The sequence below is a fragment of the Couchioplanes azureus genome (assembly GCF_014648355.1).
GTDB classification, from domain to species: Bacteria; Actinomycetota; Actinomycetes; order Mycobacteriales; family Micromonosporaceae; genus Actinoplanes; species Actinoplanes azureus.
In genome coordinates, this window is the sequence record NZ_BMQY01000002.1 from 750078 (window position 1) to 768421 (window position 18344).

The following is an 18344-nucleotide window of genomic DNA, read 5'->3' on the forward strand; positions in this document are numbered from 1 at the left end:
GGCGTGTCGGCGTCCGCTGATGAGGCGAGTATCCGACTCAGCCGTAACCTCCGACGTAATAAGCCGTTTGGCGTGTCTTGTCCGATTACCGGATGGTGACCACCGTCGGCGCGCTCACGTCGATCGTGTCGCCCTTGCGCGGCAACAGCGCGGTCGCCACCTGAGCCTTCTTCTCGCTCTCGGTGTCGTCGCCCCAGATGATTGTTCTGTCCTTGCGCAACCCCAGCCTGACCTGCGCCGGCGCCGGCACCGAGATCGAGACGAGCTGCTCGCGCAGTTCGGCGGTGAGCGAGGAGAGCACCACCAGCGCGGACCGGGTGTTGACGTCGGCCGGCCCCGGCGCCGCGAGCTTGGCCACCGGCAGCCCCGCCGGCCGCTTCGCGACCGTCCGGAAGGCGACCCCCTCGGCATCGATGAGGGAGAACTGCTTGCCCACGGGTACGGCGGCCACGGCCGTACGCTCCACGACCTGCACCTCGACCGTGGCAGGCCAGCTGCGCGACACGATCGCCCGCTCGACGGCCGGCAGCGCCTGCACCCGGTCCCGGATCGCGTCCAGGTCCACCCGGGCGAGCGGCTCGCTCATCCGCACCGAGGCCGCCTCCTCGACCTGGACGGGGGTCAGCGTGTCGGTGCCGACGACCCGCACCTCGCGGACGCCCAGCACGGAGGTGCCGTACACGGTCCAGACCAGCGCGCCCACGGTGACCAGCACGCCGAGACCGACCGCCCAGGGCAGCGCCGCGCGCAGCCGGCGCTGCCGGGCGCGGGCCATGAACCGCCGCACCGACGGCGGGACGGCATCCGTGTCCGCCCGCACCAGCCGCCAGTTCCGTCCGCCCCCGTCGCTCACCGCACCCCCCGGTCGTCCGTCACCGCCGCCTGCCGGCGGCTCGCCGTCGATCAGCCGTCCGCCAGCGCGGCCGGAAGTTCATGGCTGCCCGATTCGTGGCCGCTCAAGAGGAAGAATCCGCGAGGGCGGCCAGCAGCTCGTCGCCCATCAGCGAGATCGGCGGCGCCCCCATGGTCACCACCACGTCGCCGGGCCGGCTGCGGCGCACCACCTCGGCCGGCACGTCCTCCCAGGACGGCACGAACACCTTGCGCTCCGCCGGCAGGTCGATCGCGGCGGTGAGCGCGACGCCGCCCTCACCCGGGCCGCGGGTCTCGCCCGGCCCGAAGACCTCCATCACGATCACCTCGTCGGCGATCGCCAGCCCCTCGGCCAGCTCGGCCTGCAGGTCACGGGTGCGGTACACCCGGTACGGCTGGAACACCACCACCAGCCGCCCGGAGCCCGCCACCTCCCGCAGGGTGCGCAGCGCCGCCTTGACCGAGGTCGGGTGGTAGGCGTACTCGTCGTAGACCCGCACGCCCGCGACCGTGCCCTTGCGCTCGAAGCGCCGCCGCACACCCGGGAAGGACCCGAGCGCCTCGGTGATCTTCTCCAGCGGGATGCCCAGCCGCAGGGCGGTCAGCACCGCGGCGGCGCTGTTGAGCCCCATGTGCCGGCCGGGCAGCGCGAGCGCGATCTCGCCCAGCGGCTTGCCGTCGAGCGTCGCCTGGTAGCGCACGCCCTGCACGGAGGAGACCACGTCGGTCAGCCGGAGGTCGGCGTCCTCGCTCTCCCCGTACGTGTAGACGGTCCGGCCCCTGGCGCGCAGCGCCGCGAGGAGGTCCTGCACGCCCTCGTCGTCGGCGCAGGTGACGACGAAGCCGTCGGGGTCGGCGAGCTCGGCGAACTCCAGGAACCCCGCTTTGAGCCCGTCCAGGTCTCCCCAGTTGTTGAGGTGGTCGCCCTCGATGTTGGTGACGATCGAGACGTAGGGCCGGTAGACCAGGAACGACTTGTCGCTCTCGTCGGCCTCGGCCACGAAGTACGAGCCGGTGCCGTGGTGCCCGTTCGAGCCGGCCGCGGAGATCTCGCCGCCGATGACGAACGACGGGTCCTCGCCGGCGTGCTGCAGGATCACGGTCATGATCGACGTCGTGGTGGTCTTGCCGTGCGTGCCGGCGACGGCGATGGTGCGCCGGCCGGTCATCGCCGCCGCGAGCGCCTCGGAGCGGTGCAGCACCCGCAGGCCGCGCCGGCGGGCCTCGACGATCTCCACGTGGTCCTGCGGGATCGCGGTGGAGTAGACGACGGTGTCGACCCCGTCGAGGTTGGCGGGTTCGTGCGCCATGTGCACCGTGCCGCCGAGCGCGCGCAGGGCGGTGAGGGCGGGCCACTCGCGCAGCTCGCTTCCCGAGACCGGGACGCCGCGGGTCAGCAGCAGGCGGGCGAGCCCGGCCATCCCGACGCCGCCGATGCCGATGAGGTGCACGGTGCCCAGGTCCTCGGCGGTCAACCCGCCGGCCGGCTTCAGCTCCGCCGTGTTCACGCCGTCACTCTCCTGTATCCGAGATGGGTCATCGGCGGGCGACCGCCTCACACACGAAGTCCAGCAACGCCTCGTCGCCGTCGCGGCGGCCGTAGGCACCCGCCGCGCGGCCCATGGCGGCGAGCCGCTGCGGGTCGCGGGCCAGTGGGACGACCGTACGCTCGATCCACTCCGGAGTCAGCTCGGCGTTGTCCACGAGCAGCCCGCCGCCGGATTCAACGACCGGCAGGGCATTACGCTTCTGTTCCTGGTTGCTGTGCGGGTACGGCACGTAGACGGCGGGCATGCCGATGGCCGTGGTCTCGGCGACCGTGATCGCCCCGCCCCGGCAGAGCATCAGGTCGGCGGCCGCGTACCCGAGCTGCATGTCCGACAGGTACGGCACCACGACGTACGGCACCGGCAGGTCGCTGGGCACCTCGAACGGGTCGTTGCGACCGCCCTGCACGTGCAGCACCTGGATGCCCGCGTGGGTGATCTTCTTGGCCGCCGCCGCCACCGCCAGGTTGATCGTGCGGGCGCCCGAGGAGCCGCCGGAGACGAAGAGCACCGGCAGGTCGGGGCGCAGGCCGAAGTGGTGCAGCGCCTGGGGGCGCAGCGCGGCGCGGTCCATCCGGGTGATGGCCGTGCGCAGCGGCACGCCGACGACCCGGGCGTGGCGCAGCGACTCGACGGCCTTCGGCTGGCTCGGGAAACCCACCGCGACGTTCTTGGTGAACCGCATGCCCATCTTGTTGGCCACGCCCGGCGGCACGTTCACCTCGTGGATGACGATGGGCAGCTCGCGCCGCCACGCCGCGAGGTACGCCGGCACCGACACGTACCCGCCGAAGCCGACCACGACGTCGGCCTGCACCTCGTCGAGGATCTTCCCGGCCGCGGCCGCGGACTTGTACATCCGGTCCGGCGTGCGCAGCAGGTTGAGGTTGATCGCGCGCGGCAGCTGGAACGCGGGGATCACCCGCAGGTCGTAGCCGGCCGGCGGGATGAGCTCGTTCTCCATGCCCTTCGGGCTGCCGAGGGTGGTGATGCGCACCTCGGGGAAGTGCCGCCGCAAGGCGTCGGCGAAGGCGAGCAGCGGATAGATGTGACCACCGGTGCCACCCCCGGCGAGCACGACAGACCGCAGCACACCCATCACCGTCTCCCCACACCCCCCTGGTCAGCGGGTGCCCGGTTACCCGGCTTGCGGGCGGAAGGGCGCGACGGACCCGGCCGCCGCGGCGGGGGGAGCGGCGGCAGCGGAGCCCACACTAGTCGTACCCATCGCGACGGCGGACGGGCATGCAGGGCTCGGGCCGCGTCCGGCTCGGCGCGGGCGAAGGAGGCGAGGATGCCGACGCCGGCCATCGTCACCACCAGCGCGCTGCCGCCCGCCGAGATCAGCGGCAGCGGCACGCCGGTCAGCGGCAGCAGACCGGTCACGCCGCCCATGTTGATGACCGCCTGCGCCACCAGCCAGGTCGTGATGCCGGTCGCGACCAGACGGCGGAACGGGTCGCCGACCCGCCGGGCGATCCGGAAGCCCGTGTACGCGAGCACCGCGAACAGCACCGCGATCACCATGCAGCCGACCACGCCCAGCTCCTCGGCGACCACCGCGTAGATGAAGTCGTTGTCCGCGGCAGGCAGCCAGTTCCACTTCAGGGCGCCCTTGCCGAGGCCCACGCCGAACCAGCCGCCCTCGTAGATCGCCGAGCGGGCCTGCAGGATCTGGTAACAGAGGTCGGCGGCGCAGTCCTTCGGCGGGTTCAGCCAGGTGGTGATGCGCAGGAGCCGGTAGTTCGGCTCGCCCTGCGTACCCGAGCCGGCACCGCGGGAGGCCGCCGCGATCAGCAGGCCGACGCCCGCGAGTCCCAGCACGCCGAGGGCGGCGAAGACCCGGCTCCTCACCCCGGCGGCCCAGAGCAGGCCGACGATCAGCGCCAGCACGACCAGCATGGTGCCGAGGTCGTTGTACCCGACCAGGACGAAGAGCAGGCCGACGATCGGGAAGATCGGCATGGACAGTTCCCGCCAGTACCCGAGGTCGGCGCCCTTGCGCGCGATGATGTCCGCGCCCCAGAGCACGACGCCGACCTTGACAAGCTCGGACGGCTGCAGGCCCACCGGACCGATGTACAGCCAGAGCAGTTGGGCGCGCAGCGGCCCGAGCGACACACTGCCGTCCGACGCGACGGGAAGAATGCCGACGGCGCCCAGGGCCTGCAGCAGGTCGAGGATGGCCAGGAGCACGACGGCCACGGCGAGGATGTAGACGCCGAAGAACCGCAGGGTGGTCGCGGGCAGGCGCTGGCAGACCCAGAAGCCCACCAGGCCCAGCACGGCGAAGACCAGCTGGTTACGGACGGCGCCGAAGGCGCTGCCCTGCTCCGCGTACGCCATGACGCTGGTGGCGGAGAACACCATGGTCAGGCCGATGACCAGCAGCAGGACGGAACTGGAGATCAACAGGTAGTACGAGGACAGCGGCCGGGCGAGCAGGCCGTGCACCCCGGGCAGCAGCTGCTGGCTCAGCGTCCTGGGCCGCACCGGTGACGACGCGGGCTGCACGGTCGCGGCCGGTGAGACGGTGACCGTGGTCCGGGTCTCGGGCTTGTCCTCCCCCATGCCCCCATCATGGTGGCGCGACACGCCACGCCGGGGGTACCGCCGTGGCGTGTCGCGGGAGATCTATCCCATGACGCGCAGGAAGTCGCTGTAGAAGAGCCCGAGCCCGATCGCGACGCAGATGCCGGCGACGATCCAGAAGCGGACCACGATGTTGACCTCGCTCCAGCCCGCCAGCTCGAAGTGGTGCTGCAGCGGCGACATCCGGAAGACCCGTTTGCCCGTGGTCTTGAACGAGATGATCTGGATGACGACCGACATAGTGATGATCACGAACAGGCCGCCGATAATGATCGACAGCAGCGTGGTCCGGGTCGCGATGGCCAGGCCGCCGATGAGACCGCCCAGCCCCAGCGCGCCGGTGTCGCCCATGAAGATCCGCGCCGGCGAGGTGTTCCACCAGAGGAACCCGACGCAGGCGCCCGCCGCGGCTGCCGCGATCATGGCGACCTCCAGCGGGTCGCGCACCTCGTAGCAGTAACGCCCGGTGTACGCGGTGTCACCGCACCAGTGGCGATACTGCCAGAAACCGATCAGCGTGTACGCCCCCAGCACCAGGATCGACGCGCCGGTGGCCAGGCCGTCGAGGCCGTCGGTCAGGTTCACGCCGTTCGACATCGACATGATGACGAAGACGAAGACGATGACCGAGCCGACCTTGCCGACGTCGAGGAAGCTGATGTCGCGGATGAACGAGATGTGCTCGCTCGCCACGGTCTGCCCGTTGGTGCTCTTCCAGAACAGCGCCGCGACGCCGAGGCCCCCGCCGACCAGCAACTGCCCCAGCAGCTTGCCCTTGGCGCTCAGCCCCCCGGAGTGCCGCTTGCGCACCTTGAGGAAGTCGTCCAGGAAGCCGACCGCGCCGCAGAAGACGAAGAGGCCGAGCAGCACCAGGCCCGTCATGGTCGGTTCGACCTGGGCGATCTGCTGCTCCGGCAGCGTGGTCAGGGCGACGTGCCCGGCCACGTACGCGAGCACCGTCGCGACGATGAACGCCACGCCGCCCATCGTGGGCGTGCCCTTCTTGCCCTGGTGGCTGGCCGGTCCGACCGAGCGGATCGGCTGGCCGGCCTTGAGCGCGGTGAACACCCGGATGGCGACCGGGGTGCCGAACAACGAGATGATGAACGCGACCGCGGCCGCGACGATGACTGCCCTCACGGGCTTACCTCCTCGGCGGCCGCATGCACGCGCAACGCATCGGCCACCTTCCACGTGCGGTAGCGCGAACCCTGGACCGGCACCACGTCGTCGGGGCGCGGATCGGCGGCGACGGCCCTGCCTGCGGTGAATCGAATCGCCGTTGGATCGCCCGGCGTCATGCGGATCAAGCGGCACCGCCCGTGCGCCCGGCCAGTGCGGCGGCGAGCTCGATCCGGTCGTCGAACGGCAGCACCGCGCCGTTCACCTCCTGGCCTCGTTCGTGTCCCTTGCCGAGGACGGCCACGACGGCGCCGGGACCGGCCAGCCGTACCGCCTCGTCGATGGCGGCCCGGCGGCCCGCCACCTCGATGATCTTCGTCGGCACGCCGGCCTGTTCGGCGCCCTGCCGGACCGCGGCGCGCACCGCGGCCGGATCCTCGGTACGGGGATTATCGTCGGTGATCACCACGATGTCCGCACCGCGGGCCGCGGCGGCGCCCATCAGCGGCCGCTTGCCCCGGTCCCGGTCGCCGCCGGCGCCGATGACGCAGACCAGCGCCCCGCCGCGGGCCGCGGCGACCTCGCGCAGGGCGGCCAGCGCCGCCACGACGGCGTCCGGCTTGTGCGCGTAGTCGACGACGCCGGTCACGTCGCCCGGCGAGTGGACCCGCTCGAGGCGGCCCGGCACACCCGGGCAGGCGGCGATGCCGCGCGCGGCGACCCGCGGGGCGATGCCGGCCGCGACCAGCACGGCGAGCGCGAGCAGCGCGTTGGCGACGTTGTGCCGCCCGGGCAGCACCACCCCCGCCGGCACGGCCCCGCCCGGGCCGTGTGCGAGGAACCGCTGCCCGGCGGCGTCGCCCGTGATGCCGGTGGCGTACCAGGTGGCCGCCGGGTCGCCGGACGCCGAGTAGCCGATGGTGTCCGGCTTGGCGAGCGGTGCGAGCGCCGGATCGTCGGCGTTGAGCACCTCGAAGCGGCAGCGGCCGTCGAAGAGCTTTGCCTTGGCCGCGAAGTACTCCTCCGCGCTGGCGTGGAAGTCGAGGTGGTCCTGGCCGAAGTTGGTGTACCCGCCGACCGTGAAGCGGACGCCGCCGACGCGGCCCAGCGCCAGCGCGTGGCTGGACACCTCCATCACCACCGCGGTGACCCCGCGCTCGACGGCGACGGCCAGCATGGCGTGCAGGTCGGTGGCCTCCGGGGTGGTCCGGGCGCTCTTCACCGACAGGTCGCCGAGGCGGGTCTCCACCGTGCCGATCAGCCCGGTGGTCAGCCCGGCGGCGCGCAGCCCGGCGTCGGCCAGGTACGCCGTGCTGGTCTTGCCCGCCGTGCCGGTCAGGCCGATGACGGTCAGCTTCGCGGACGGGTCGCCGTAGACCGCGGAGGCCGTCGTGCCGAGCACCGCCCGCGGATCGGGCACCGACAGCACCGGCAGCCCCGAGGCGGCCGCGGCGTCGCGCCCGGCCGGGTCGGTCAGCACGGCGGTGGCGCCCGCCCGGGCCGCGGCGCCGGCGAACTCGGCGCCGTGGCGGTGGGTGCCCGGCAGGGCGGCGTACAGATCGCCGGGACGGACCTCGCCGCTGGCGTGGGTCACGCCGGTGACCGTGGCATCCGCGCCGGCCGGCTCCGCGTCGACCAGCGCCGCGAGGTCGCTCAGCCGCGACGGCCGGGCGGTCTGGGGACGGGGAATGCCGGACACGGCGTCAGACCCTACCCGGTCAGGCGGACCCGGCGGCGAACGCCGTCCGCGTGGCTCACTCCTTCCACCGGAACGTCGGCGGCTTCGTGCCCGACGGCGGTACCCGATAGTGCAGCAGGGCCGAACCCATCATCTTGCTGAAGGCCGGCGCGGCGATGACGCCGCCCGTGCCGTTCGGGACGTCGGCGAAGACGCCCACGACGAAGCGCGGCTTCTCGGCCGGCGCCATGCCGATGAACGACCCGGCGTTGTGGTTGGTGTACTGGCCGTCGACCAGCAGGCTGCCCGTGCCGGTCTTGCCGGAGACCCGGTAGCCCTCCACCTTGGCCGCCGTGCCGGTGGCGCCCTTGGAGTCGACGACCGCCTCCATCATCTCGCGCAGGTCGCGGGCCACCTGGGTGTCGAGCACCCGGTGGGTCTCCGGGGGCGCGGCCGGGGTGACCGTGCCGTCCCGGCCGGAGATGGTGCCCTTGATCAGGTGCGGCTGGATGTAGACGCCGTCGTTGGCGATGGCGGCGTATCCGGCGGCCATCTGCAGCAGGGTCGCGTCGACGCTGTGGCCGATCGGCACCGAGCCCCAGGCCGAGCCGCTCCACTCGTCCGGGTGCAGCAGCCGGCCGGACGCCTCGCCGGGCATGCCCTCGTTGGTGGGCCGGCCCAGCCCGAACTTCTGCTGGTACTCGTACATCTTCTCCTTGCCCAGCTTCTGGCCGATGCGGATCGAGCCGATGTTGGACGAGTACGCCAGGATCTGCGGGATGCTGAGCTTCGTGCCGTTCGGGAAGGGATGCGTGTCGGTGAACAGCTTCCCGCCGAGGCGCATCGCCGGCCCGACGGTGATGTCGGTGTTCTTGTCGACGAGCCCTTCCTGCATGGCCGCGCCGATGGTGAACGCCTTGTGCGTCGAGCCCGGGTCGGAGATCACGCTGGAGACCGCGTCCTCCCGCTCCTTCGGCGTGAAGTCGAACGGCTTCTGCGCGTTGTACGGCGGGTAGCTGGCCTGCGCCAGCACCTCGCCGGTCTGCACGTCCAGCACGACCGCACCGGCCACCGTCGCGTTGATCTTGTCCATCCGCTGGCTGAGGTAGCGCTGCACCTCGAACTGCAGGTCCCGGTCGATGGTGAGCTGGATCGACGAACCCGGCGCGGCCGGCGTCTCCCGGCGGTAGCCGCCGGGGATCTCCTTGGCGAGGTCGCCGCGGCCGGTCTCGTACACCTTGACGCCGTTGGTGCCGCGCAGCAGCTCGTCGTAGCGGGCCTCGATGCCCTCCAGTCCGGTGTGGTCCTCGCCGGTGAAGCCGATCAGGTTCGCGGCCAGGTCCGCGCCCGGGACGTCGCGGCGCTCGTCGCGGCGCGACCCGATGCCGGCCAGGTTCAGCTTCTCGATCTTCTCCGCGACCGCGATGTCGACGCCGCGGGCCAGGAACTCGAAGCGCGAAGCGCCGCCGCCGGGGCGCTTCTTCTTCGCCATGAGCTGCACCAGCTCGGACTTCGGCACGCCGAGCAGCGGGGACAGCTGGGCCGCCGCCGCGGCAGGGTCCTGCACCAGCTCGGGGTCGGCGTAGACGTAGCGGGCCTCGACGCTGTGCGCCAGCACGGCGCCGGAACGGTCCAGGATGCTGCCTCGCGGCGCCGGCAGCACGACCTCGGTCAGCCGGTTCTTCCGCTGCTCCAGCAGGCTCTGCGCCGCGGCCGGCGAGTCCATGACCTGCAGCACGACCAGCCGTACGCCGATCATGACGAACAGCGAGAGCGCCAGCACCGTGCCCAGCCGAAGCCGCTTGGCGCTGTTGGCCAGCCGCGGCGGTTCGGCCGCGACGGCCGGCTTCAGGCGGCGTTCGGCGGTCCGCGGCGCGGTGGCGCCGGCCCGGGTCCCGCCCGAGCGCCGTGGCCCCGGGGCGGCGGCGACGCGGCGGTCCCGTCCCGCCTCCGTGCGCCCCGCGGCGGTCCGGCGCGAGACCGGCCGCCCCCGGCCGGCACCCGCGGTCGTGCGTGTCGGCTCACCACGGCCGGCCTGAATCCGCCCGCGGTCCGCCGCACGGCCGCCCCGGCCGGCCTCTCTGCCGCCTCGCCCCGCCTCTCTGCCGCCTCGGCCGGTCTCCTTGCCGCCTCGGCCGGTCTCCTTGCCGCCTCGGCCGGTCTCTTTGTCGCCTCGGCCGGTCTCCCTGCCGGGGCGGGCGTCCCGGTCACCGCGGGCATCCCGACCCCGGCCGGTCCCCCGGGTGTCGGCGTCGTCCGCGCCGCGACGGTTGCGCCCGCGCGTGCCCTCCGGAGCGGCGCCGTCGTTGCGGCCACGCCGCTGCGGCGGCAGGTCCTCGTCGGCGTCACGGCGGCGCTCCGGCGCCGGTCGGCCGCCGTCGAGCACCTGCAGCGACGGCCGGAAGGGGTCGCTGGTCCGCCCGGCCCGCGGCGAACGGGTGCGCTGGTCACCCTCGCGGACGGTCCGGCCGCGAGGGGTGTAGGCGCGCGCGTCCCCGATGCCGCCGAAACCGCGGCCCGGCTCGCCGTCGCCGGGCGTCCGGTCCTGTGCAGAAGCGCCGCGCCGGGGCTGGGAGCCCCGGCGCGGCGTCTCGTCCGAGCGCGGCGTCACCGCGCTACTGCCCGGCTGCGGGAAGCGCGCCCTGACCAGGGACCGCCTGACCGGGAACGGCCTGACCCGGGACCGCCTGACCCGGGACCGCCTGACCCGGAACGGCCTGACCCGGAACGGCCTGACCCGGAACCGCCTGACCCGGAACCGCCTGACCCGGAACCGCCTGACCCGGAACCGCCTGACCCGGAGCGACCTGGGCCGGCGCACCGGCCGGGTTGGCCGCATCCGGCGTCACGTCGCGGGTGGTGGCGTCCTGGGCGGAGGTGCCCTGCCGCGCCGTGGCGGCGTTCTTCTCCGCGGTCGTGGCGGCGGCCGGATCCTGGGCGGTCACGGCCTGCGGTCCGCTGCCCGGCTTCATCACGCCGAACACCTTGCCGTCGGGCATCCGCAGGTAGGCCGGCGAGTCGGCCTTGACCAGGCCCAGCCGCCGCGCGGCGGCGTCGAGGTTGCCCGGCATGTTGTTGGCCGCGATCTCGTTCTCCAGCGCCTGCTGCCGCGCGTTCAGCTCGGCCTGCTGCTTCTGCAGCGTGTCCAGCTCGAACGAGTTCTCCGCCGTCTTGGTGTTGATAAGCAGGATGCCCAGCACGCCGGCCACGACGACCGCCACCACCAGCGCGATGAACGGCGCCCGCGGCGCGTTGATCGGTGCGGGCGGCGCAACCCGCAGGCGCGGCGCCGCGACCGTGTCCCGCTGCTGCTCGGCGTCGAGCTTCAGCGCGGTGGTCCCCTGGATGGGGAACTGGCGCGCCCCCCGCGCCGTTCCCTTCGTGCCGGCCGGCGTACGCCGGCCCTTGTCGACCCGCTCCGCGGTCCGGCCCCCCGACCGCGGCGCAGTGCTCATGCGCTCGCTCAATGCCCCTCCCCCTCCTGGTGTTCCCCCGGGCGTCGCCGCCCTCGTCCCCCGTGCACGGACATCCGGGGCCGTTCGCGGGCGGCCCCTCGTCCCTGGTCTCGTTCCTCGATCCGTTCCGCGGCGCGGAGTTTCACCGACGCCGCACGCGGGTTCTCCGCCACCTCGGCCGCCGTGGGCGGCTCCGAACCACGGGTCAGCAGCCGCAGGCTCGGTCCCGTCCCGGGCAGCTCGACCGGCAGATCGATCGGCCCGGTGCTGCGCGCCCTCTCGGCCAGGGCACGCTTGACGATCCGGTCCTCCAACGACTGGTACGACATCACGACAAGGCGCCCTTTCGGGGCCAGTAGGTCCAGCGCGGACGGCACCGCCGACTCGAGCGCGGTGAGCTCCGCATTTACCTCAATACGTAGTGCCTGAAACGTTCTTTTGGCGGGATTGCCACCCGTTCGCCGCGCGGCGGCCGGGATGGCGTCCCGGACCAGGTCCGCGAGCCGGGCGGACGAGACGATCCGGGCCTTGGCCCGCTCGCGCACGATCGCCGAGACGATGCGCGGCGCGAACTTCTCCTCGCCGTACACCCGCAGGATCCGGACGAGCTCGCCGGGCTCGTAGCCGTTGACGACCTCCTCCGCGGTGATGCCCCGCGACTGGTCCATCCGCATGTCGAGCGGTGCGTCCTTCGCGTACGCGAAGCCGCGGTCCGCCTCGTCGAGCTGCAACGAGGACACGCCCAGGTCGAACAGCCCACTGTGGAAGACCGGGCGACCGAGATCCGAGAGGACCTCGGGAAGCTCGTCGTACACGGCGTGGACCAGGTGGACACGGTCGGCGAAGCGCTGGAGCCGGTGCCGGGAGTGCGCGAGCGCCTCCTGGTCCCGGTCCAGTCCGATGAGGACCACGCCCGGGTGCCGCTCCAGGACGGCCTCGGCGTGCCCGCCCAGGCCGAGCGTGAAGTCGACGTGCACCGCTCCGGGACGGTCGAGCGCGGGAGCGAGCAGCTCGAGGCAGCGCTCGAGCAGCACCGGCACGTGCGTGCCGCGAAGCTCCCCCATGTCGACCCCCATCGCCCTGCTCTTTCCCGCGCGCCCCACGGCCGTTCTTTCCCGATGCACGCCCGATCGTCTTCCGTACCGCCAGATCCCCATCCGCTCGTGCCCGTTGCCATCGGGCGCGCCCCACCGGACACACGCCTGGCACCGGGGAAGAGGCGCCAGGAGCGGGAGCGGCTGGAGATCTCGCAGTACGGCGGCAGCGACGTCCGGACCACCTCGGCGGCCGACAGGTAACGACGCCTAGAGTCCGCCGGGCAGCACCCCCTCCTCGATGTCGGCGAAGTCGTCCTCGCTCGCCGAGAGGTACTGCTCCCAGGACTGTCTGTCCCAGATCTCCACCCGTGTGCTCGCCCCGATCACCACGAGCTCACGATCGAGAGCCGCGTATTCCCGCAGGTGCGCCGGGATGGTGACCCGGCCCTGCTTGTCAGGGATCTCGTCGTGCGCGCTGGCGAAGAACACCCGGCTGTAGGCCCGGGCGGCCTTGTTGGTGACCGGCTGGTCCCGCAGCTGCCCCGCGATCCGCTGGAACTCCGGCATCGGGAACACGTACAGGCAGCGCTCCTGCCCCTTGGTGATCACGACACCTCCCGCCAGCTCGTCCCGGAACTTCGCCGGAAGGATCAGCCGGCCCTTGTCGTCCAGGCGAGGGGTGTGCGTGCCGAGGAACATCGGCCAAACCCCCCTGCCCTGTGGCGCCGCCGTGAATGCCTCAGCGCGGTCGACCGGTTCACTCGGGCCGGCAGGTCCGCTCCGGCCCTGCCACTGCGCTCCACTCTACTCCACTTCCCTCCACCCGCAACCGGAATCGGCCCGTCTGCGAACCGGATTCGCGGATGAATCCGCACGTCAGAAGCGGTGGGGCCGGGGTGGAGGGGCGGACCGCTCCGATCATGGTCCACTTTCCGACAAGCCGCCCAGTCGGGCACGAAACTCCACCGAAAAAGGGCGTTCCGCGTGTGCGGAACGCCCTCGGGGAGGGAAGTGGAGGGATCATGGGGAGCGAAGTGGAGGAAAACGCGCGCCCGCGCTCGCAAGGCCGGCGGCACCGCGGCCCGCTCCCACCGCATCGGCGGGCGACGCGACGACCCCCTCCCGCCGCACCGGCGGGCGACGCGACGACCCCCTCCCGCCGCACCGGCGGGCGACGCGACGACCCCCTCCCGCCGCACCGGCGGGCGACGCGACGACCCCAGCCTCCGCGCCACCACGGCGCCGGCAACCCCAGCCCCGCGAGCGCCGCAGCGCCGAGCAACCGCCGCGCCCGGAGCGGCTCCCGAGGAAACGGCGACGTGGACGACGCCACCACCGGCAGCACAGCGCCAAGCAAGCGCGCCGCGCTGATGCGCCATCCAGCCTCGCGGAGGGGGCAGACGCCTGCCGGGTGATGTGAGCCGCGCGCTTACCCGATGCCCCGTGGGCTCCGGCTGGCAGCGCGCTGAGGGTCCCCCGAATGCGCAACGCGGTGGGGAGCTCGCCGTGCAGGGCAATGTGCGCCACGCGCGTGCGCAATGCGGCCTGGACCCCGCCATGCCACGCAATGTGCGCCACGCGCATGCGCAATGCGGCCTGGACCCCGCCATGCCGCGCAATGTGCGCCACGCGCATGCGTGATGCGGTGTCGACCGCGCTGCCCGGCGGCGGTCCGGACCGCCGCCGGGCAGCGCGGTGTGGCCTCGACGAGCACGCGCTTGCGAGGTGAGCCGTGCTCGTTCGCACGACGACAGTGGGGCGTGACCCGAACCGGGTCACGCCCCACTGAGTTGTCGTACCGCTCTTATCGCATCCGCGTCAGGCGGCGATGCGCCGCACGACGTAGTTGTTGCTCCAGATCTTGTGCTTGCCCACCGTCATGCCCGGCCGCGGCGAGTCGTACATGTAGCCGCCGCCGGCGTAGATGCCGGCGTGGTAGCCGTGCGAGCCGTTGCGGAAGATGAGCAGATCGCCCACCTGCTTGTTGCTCTTGCTGACGGCCTTGCCGTACCGCTGCTGCGAGTTGGCACTGTGCGGCAGCTTCTTGCCGACGGCCTTCTTGTAGACGTACTTCGTGTAGCCCGAGCAGTCGAAGCGGTTGGGGCCGGAGGCGCCGAAGCTGTACCGGGCACCCCGGTGCTTCTTGGCCTCGGCGAGGATCTTCGCCCCACCGAACTTGACGGTGATCTTGACGCCTCCGGTGGCGCCGGGAGCCACCCCGGCCTGGCCCTCGTACGAGGTGCGGAACACCATCGTGCCGCCGGGCTTGGTGAGGAACGTGACCGTCCCGGTGGTGTTGCGGCGCCGGTCCCAGGTCTTCCACTTGCCGCCGACCTTGGACTGAAGGCGCACCCAGCCCTTGGTCAGCTTCTTGCCGGACCTGGGGTCGATCAGCTTGGTGGTCACCCTGACCTTGGAACCCCAGCTGACCGTCCGCCTGTCGTACGAGGCGGACACGCGGGGCTTGACCGGCTTCGTCGCCGCGACCGCGGTGACCACGGGGGTCGTTGCGGCGGAGGCGGCCGGCGTCGCGATGAGCTGACCGGCGCAGAGGCAGAGACCCAGGGACAGTGCGACGGTTCCGGTGCCGGCGGACATGCGGCGGCCCCGGCTCGAACTGCGTTCGTGCACGGTAGAAGATTCCCTCCGGCACGCCTGCGAGGTTAGCTGTCGGGTTCGGGCGGGAAGGTGTGCCCGGTCGCCGGTCGGCGACTTCACCCCGAGGTCCGCCGGGCCTGACGACCCGGGTGCGGACCGGATATGGGTCCCCCGTCCCTGCCCCCGTATGCCTTTGTGGTTGTTCGCTTGCTCCGTGGTCGTACCGCGCGGACCGGGGCAGGGCTCGGCGTGATCCGTGCGGTGCGAGCGGTGGGCGGTCGCTCACCGGCCCACCCTGCCTACCGGATTTTCTGATCCACCGCATGCCCGCCGTCCGTCACTCTTCGTATTTGGCACAGTGGACAGTGTCCGGTTCGCAACCAGTCTGTGACATATGCCGCCACTTTCTGTGTTCAGTCAACTACGGACTGTCGAAAGTTACGGGTGAATCAGAACACATAAAAATCGATGACCCGGTTGAGCATGGAACGGCGCAATGTCGGGCGAATGCCACCGCAAACCTTCCCACCGGCCCAAACGGCACCCCGGAGGACGGGGCGCCGATCGACCGTTCGGCCCACCCGCGGTCGGCCGGGCGGTGTCGCACTCGCCGCCACTCGACGTAGTGTCCGTTTCCGGTACCCTCGTCGCCGTGACGGACGGGAAGATGCCCCTACGGGCCAAGGTGGCGACCTCCGTGTCGCGCACGGCGGCGGCGCTCTCGCGGGCCGCGGGACGCGGCGACGGCTCGGTGATCGGGGGCTGGATCGGCCTCAAGATCGACCCTGATCTGCTGCGGAACCTCGCCGCCGGGCGGGCGATCGCGCTCGTCTCGGGCACCAACGGCAAGACCACCACGACCCGTTTCGCCGCCGCGGCGCTCGGCGTCCTGGGGCCGGTCGCCACCAACTCGTTCGGCGCCAACATGCCGACCGGGCACACCTCCGCGCTGGCGAAGGCCGGTGCGACCCCCTTCGCCGTGCTCGAGGTCGACGAGCACTACCTCGCGCGCGTGATCGACGAGACCGCGCCGCGCGTGGTCGCCCTGCTCAACCTCTCCCGCGACCAGCTCGACCGGGCCAAGGAGGTGGCGATGATGGCGCAGATGTGGCGCACCGCCCTCGCCGGCCACCCGGACGTGCACGTGGTCGCCAACGCCGACGACCCGATGGTGGTCTGGGCCGCCGTCGGCACCGGGCACGTCACCTGGTTCTCGGCGGGCCAGCGGTGGACGGACGACTCGTGGGTCTGCCCCGAGTGCGGCGGGTCCATCCAGCGTGCCCAGGGAGACTGGTGGTGCACCGGCTGCCCACTGCGCCGCCCGCAGGCACAGTGGACGGTCGAAGAGGACGGCGTGCTCGACCCCCGGGGCGACTGGCACCTGGTCAAGCTGCAGCTGCCGGGCCAGGTCAACCTCGGCAACGCGGCCACCGCGCTGGCCGTGGCCGCGGAGTTCGGCGTACGCCCCGTCGAGGCGGTCCCCCGGCTCGCGAGCGTGGCCTCGGTGGCCGGCCGCTACGCCCAGGTGGAACGCGACGGGCGCACCATCCGGCTGCTGCTGGCGAAGAACCCGGCCAGCTGGCTCGAGGCCTTCGACATGGCGGAGGTCGCACCCACACTGCTGTCCATCAACGCGCGCGACCCCGACGGCTTCGACACGTCGTGGCTCTACGACGTGGATTTCTCGCCGCTGCGCGGACGGCCCGTCCTGATCACCGGCGACCGCGCGTACGACCTCGCGGTCCGGCTGGAAGTGAACGATGTGGCCTTCCGGCACGTTACTTCCTTCGACGAGGCACTCCGGGCCACTCCGCCGGGCCGCCTCGAAGTGATCGCCAACTACACGGCGTTCCAAGACATCCGAGCGGAGCTGGACCGTGTCAACTGAGCCTTCCCGCGGCGGAGAACCGAGGCCAAGAGCATGAACGAGAGCAGTCTGCGCATCGTCTGGATCTACCCGGACCTGCTGTCCACCTACGGCGACCGGGGCAACATGCTGATCCTGGCCCGCCGTGCCCAGCTGCGCGGGATCCCGGTCGAGACCTACCAGGTCCGCTCGGACCAGCCGATGCCCACGTCCGCCGACATCTACCTGATCGGCGGCGGCGAGGACGGGCCGCAGGCGCTGGCCGCCCAGCGGCTCATCGCCGACGGCGGCCTGCACCGCGCGGTGGCCCAGGGCGCCGCCGTGCTGGCCGTCTGCGCCGGCTACCAGCTCTTCGGGTCGTCGTTCTCCGCCAAGGGCGCCATCTGCGCCGGGCTCGACCTGCTGGACATCCGCTCCGACCGGGGCGAGACCCGGGCGGTCGGCGAGGTGCGCGGCGACATCGACCCACGCCTGGGCCTGCCGCCGCTGACCGGCTTCGAGAACCACGGCGGGCGCACCCACCTCGGCCCCGGCGTCGCGCCGCTGGCCCGGGTCACCGCCGGCATCGGCAACGACGGGCAGACCGAGGGCGCCTGGCACGGCAAGATCCTCGGCACGTACGCGCACGGCCCGGCGCTCGCTCGCAACCCAGCGATAGCCGATCTGCTACTGCGTTGGGCGATCGGCGCGGATAGTCTTCAACCGCTCGACGACACCTGGGCCGACCGGCTCCGGGGCGAGCGGCTCGCCGCAGCGGGCGCCGTGTGACCCGATTCCACGCCTGACCAGCAGTTCTACTGGACCGACGAGAAGTAGGGGCGGTACGCCTGCATGACTGACACCCTGATCGCCCCGCCAGGCGCGCACTCCCCCGCCGCGGACCCTCAGGCCAGCCAGCAGGCCCCGATCGGGTGGCGGCACCGCCTCGTCCGGTTCGGTCTCCTCGGCGCCGTCGTCGCCGCGCTCGGCGTCGCGGCCGCCGTGCTGCCGCTGAAGGAGATCGCGGACTCCGTGCTCGCCCTCGGCCCGGCCGCCGCGGTCGCCATCGCGGTGGTCGGCGGGCTGCTGCTGTCGGTGCTGGTGCCGCGGACGGCGATCACCCTGGCCTGCGGCGCGCTGCTCGGCCCCGCGACGGGCGCGGCCACCGCGCTGGCCGCCGCGGTGATCGCGGCGATCGCCACCTACTACGCCGGCCGCTGGGCGGGCCGGGGGGCGCTCGGGGCGAAGGCCGGCGGCCGGATGGCCCGGCTCGACGGCTGGCTCAACCGCCGCGGTCTCGCCGCGGTGCTGCTGGTGCGTTTCCTCCCGCTCGCGCCCTATGGGCTGATCGGCTACGCCTACGGCACCACGTCCGTCTGCCGCAAGCGCTACCTGCTCGGCACCACGCTGGCCGCCGTGCCGTCCGCGGTCTCCTACGCCGTGATCGGTGCCGCGGTGACCTCGCCGCACTCGATGAGCCCGCTGACCCTGACCCCGGCCCTCATCGGCTTCGCCCTGACCACCGGGATCGTGCTCCGCTGGCGCTACACCGCCCGCCGCGACGCGGCCGCCGTCCCGGCCTGACAGACACACGAC

The 18344-nt window shown here is 72.6% G+C and carries 14 protein-coding genes, 1 pseudogene and 1 riboswitch; of the genes and pseudogenes, 3 read left to right on the forward strand and 12 right to left on the reverse strand.

The features are described 5' to 3' along the window. Positions 1–85: 85 nt before the first annotated feature. The 12 genes and pseudogenes from IEY99_RS10475 to IEY99_RS10530 all read right to left on the reverse strand — a co-directional run bounded on the left by IEY99_RS10475 (position 86) and on the right by IEY99_RS10530 (position 14935). Complete coding sequence (locus IEY99_RS10475; RefSeq protein ID WP_229798438.1) at positions 86–853, reverse strand: cell division protein FtsQ/DivIB; 768 nt, start codon at positions 851–853, stop codon at positions 86–88. A 103-nt stretch (positions 854–956) separates the two neighbouring features. Continuing rightward, positions 957–2381: a UDP-N-acetylmuramate--L-alanine ligase gene (murC, locus tag IEY99_RS10480; protein ID WP_189201804.1), complete on the reverse strand. Its 1425-nt coding sequence runs from the start codon at positions 2379–2381 to the stop codon at positions 957–959. Between the two features lie 28 nt (positions 2382–2409). Further along, positions 2410–3519 carry an undecaprenyldiphospho-muramoylpentapeptide beta-N-acetylglucosaminyltransferase gene (gene murG / locus IEY99_RS10485; protein ID WP_189201806.1) on the reverse strand — a complete coding sequence of 370 codons (1110 nt, stop codon included), beginning with the start codon at positions 3517–3519 and terminating at the stop codon, positions 2410–2412. Next, positions 3519–4991: an FtsW/RodA/SpoVE family cell cycle protein gene (locus IEY99_RS10490; RefSeq protein WP_189201808.1), complete on the reverse strand. Its 1473-nt coding sequence runs from the start codon at positions 4989–4991 to the stop codon at positions 3519–3521. The genes murG and IEY99_RS10490 overlap by 1 nt, the downstream gene beginning before the upstream one ends. A 63-nt stretch (positions 4992–5054) precedes the next feature. Then, positions 5055–6152 carry a phospho-N-acetylmuramoyl-pentapeptide-transferase gene (gene mraY / locus IEY99_RS10495; RefSeq protein WP_189201810.1) on the reverse strand — a complete coding sequence of 366 codons (1098 nt, stop codon included), beginning with the start codon at positions 6150–6152 and terminating at the stop codon, positions 5055–5057. After that, positions 6149–6322 (reverse strand): hypothetical protein, encoded by a 174-nt coding sequence (locus IEY99_RS10500; protein WP_189202235.1) that lies wholly within the window; start codon positions 6320–6322, stop codon positions 6149–6151. Before IEY99_RS10500 ends, mraY begins: the two co-directional genes overlap by 4 nt. After that, entirely contained in the window at positions 6319–7833 is a 1515-nt protein-coding gene (locus IEY99_RS10505) for a UDP-N-acetylmuramoyl-L-alanyl-D-glutamate--2,6-diaminopimelate ligase (protein ID WP_189201812.1), read from the reverse strand. The genes IEY99_RS10500 and IEY99_RS10505 overlap by 4 nt, the downstream gene beginning before the upstream one ends. Before the next feature lie 55 nt (positions 7834–7888). Then, positions 7889–9853 (reverse strand): peptidoglycan D,D-transpeptidase FtsI family protein, encoded by a 1965-nt coding sequence (locus tag IEY99_RS10510; RefSeq protein WP_444542442.1) that lies wholly within the window; start codon positions 9851–9853, stop codon positions 7889–7891. Positions 9854–10760: 907 nt separating this feature from the next. Further along, a pseudogene (ftsL, locus tag IEY99_RS10515) lies at positions 10761–11267 on the reverse strand (cell division protein FtsL); the annotation flags it as partial. A gap of 8 nt (positions 11268–11275) precedes the next feature. After that, positions 11276–12343, reverse strand: coding sequence for a 16S rRNA (cytosine(1402)-N(4))-methyltransferase RsmH (gene rsmH / locus IEY99_RS10520; RefSeq protein WP_189201816.1), 1068 nt, complete (start codon positions 12341–12343; stop codon positions 11276–11278). Positions 12344–12571: 228 nt separating this feature from the next. Next, positions 12572–13003 (reverse strand): division/cell wall cluster transcriptional repressor MraZ, encoded by a 432-nt coding sequence (gene mraZ, locus IEY99_RS10525; protein ID WP_189201818.1) that lies wholly within the window; start codon positions 13001–13003, stop codon positions 12572–12574. 1119 nt (positions 13004–14122) lie between these two features. Next, entirely contained in the window at positions 14123–14935 is an 813-nt protein-coding gene (locus tag IEY99_RS10530; protein ID WP_229798442.1) for a C40 family peptidase, read from the reverse strand. A gap of 6 nt (positions 14936–14941) precedes the next feature. Next, a riboswitch (cyclic di-AMP (ydaO/yuaA leader) is annotated at positions 14942–15064 on the reverse strand. Positions 15065–15569: 505 nt separating this feature from the next. On the opposite strand from IEY99_RS10530, the gene IEY99_RS10535 reads away from it, so the two are divergent. The 3 genes from IEY99_RS10535 (at position 15570) to IEY99_RS10545 (ending at position 18332) form a co-directional block, all read left to right on the forward strand. Continuing rightward, positions 15570–16790, forward strand: a complete 1221-nt coding sequence (locus IEY99_RS10535; RefSeq protein WP_189202209.1) for a Mur ligase family protein — start codon at positions 15570–15572, stop codon at positions 16788–16790. A 33-nt stretch (positions 16791–16823) separates the two neighbouring features. Further along, entirely contained in the window at positions 16824–17537 is a 714-nt protein-coding gene (locus IEY99_RS10540; protein ID WP_189201820.1) for a type 1 glutamine amidotransferase, read from the forward strand. Between the two features lie 63 nt (positions 17538–17600). Next, positions 17601–18332: a TVP38/TMEM64 family protein gene (locus IEY99_RS10545; protein ID WP_189201845.1), complete on the forward strand. Its 732-nt coding sequence runs from the start codon at positions 17601–17603 to the stop codon at positions 18330–18332. Positions 18333–18344: the final 12 nt, after the last annotated feature.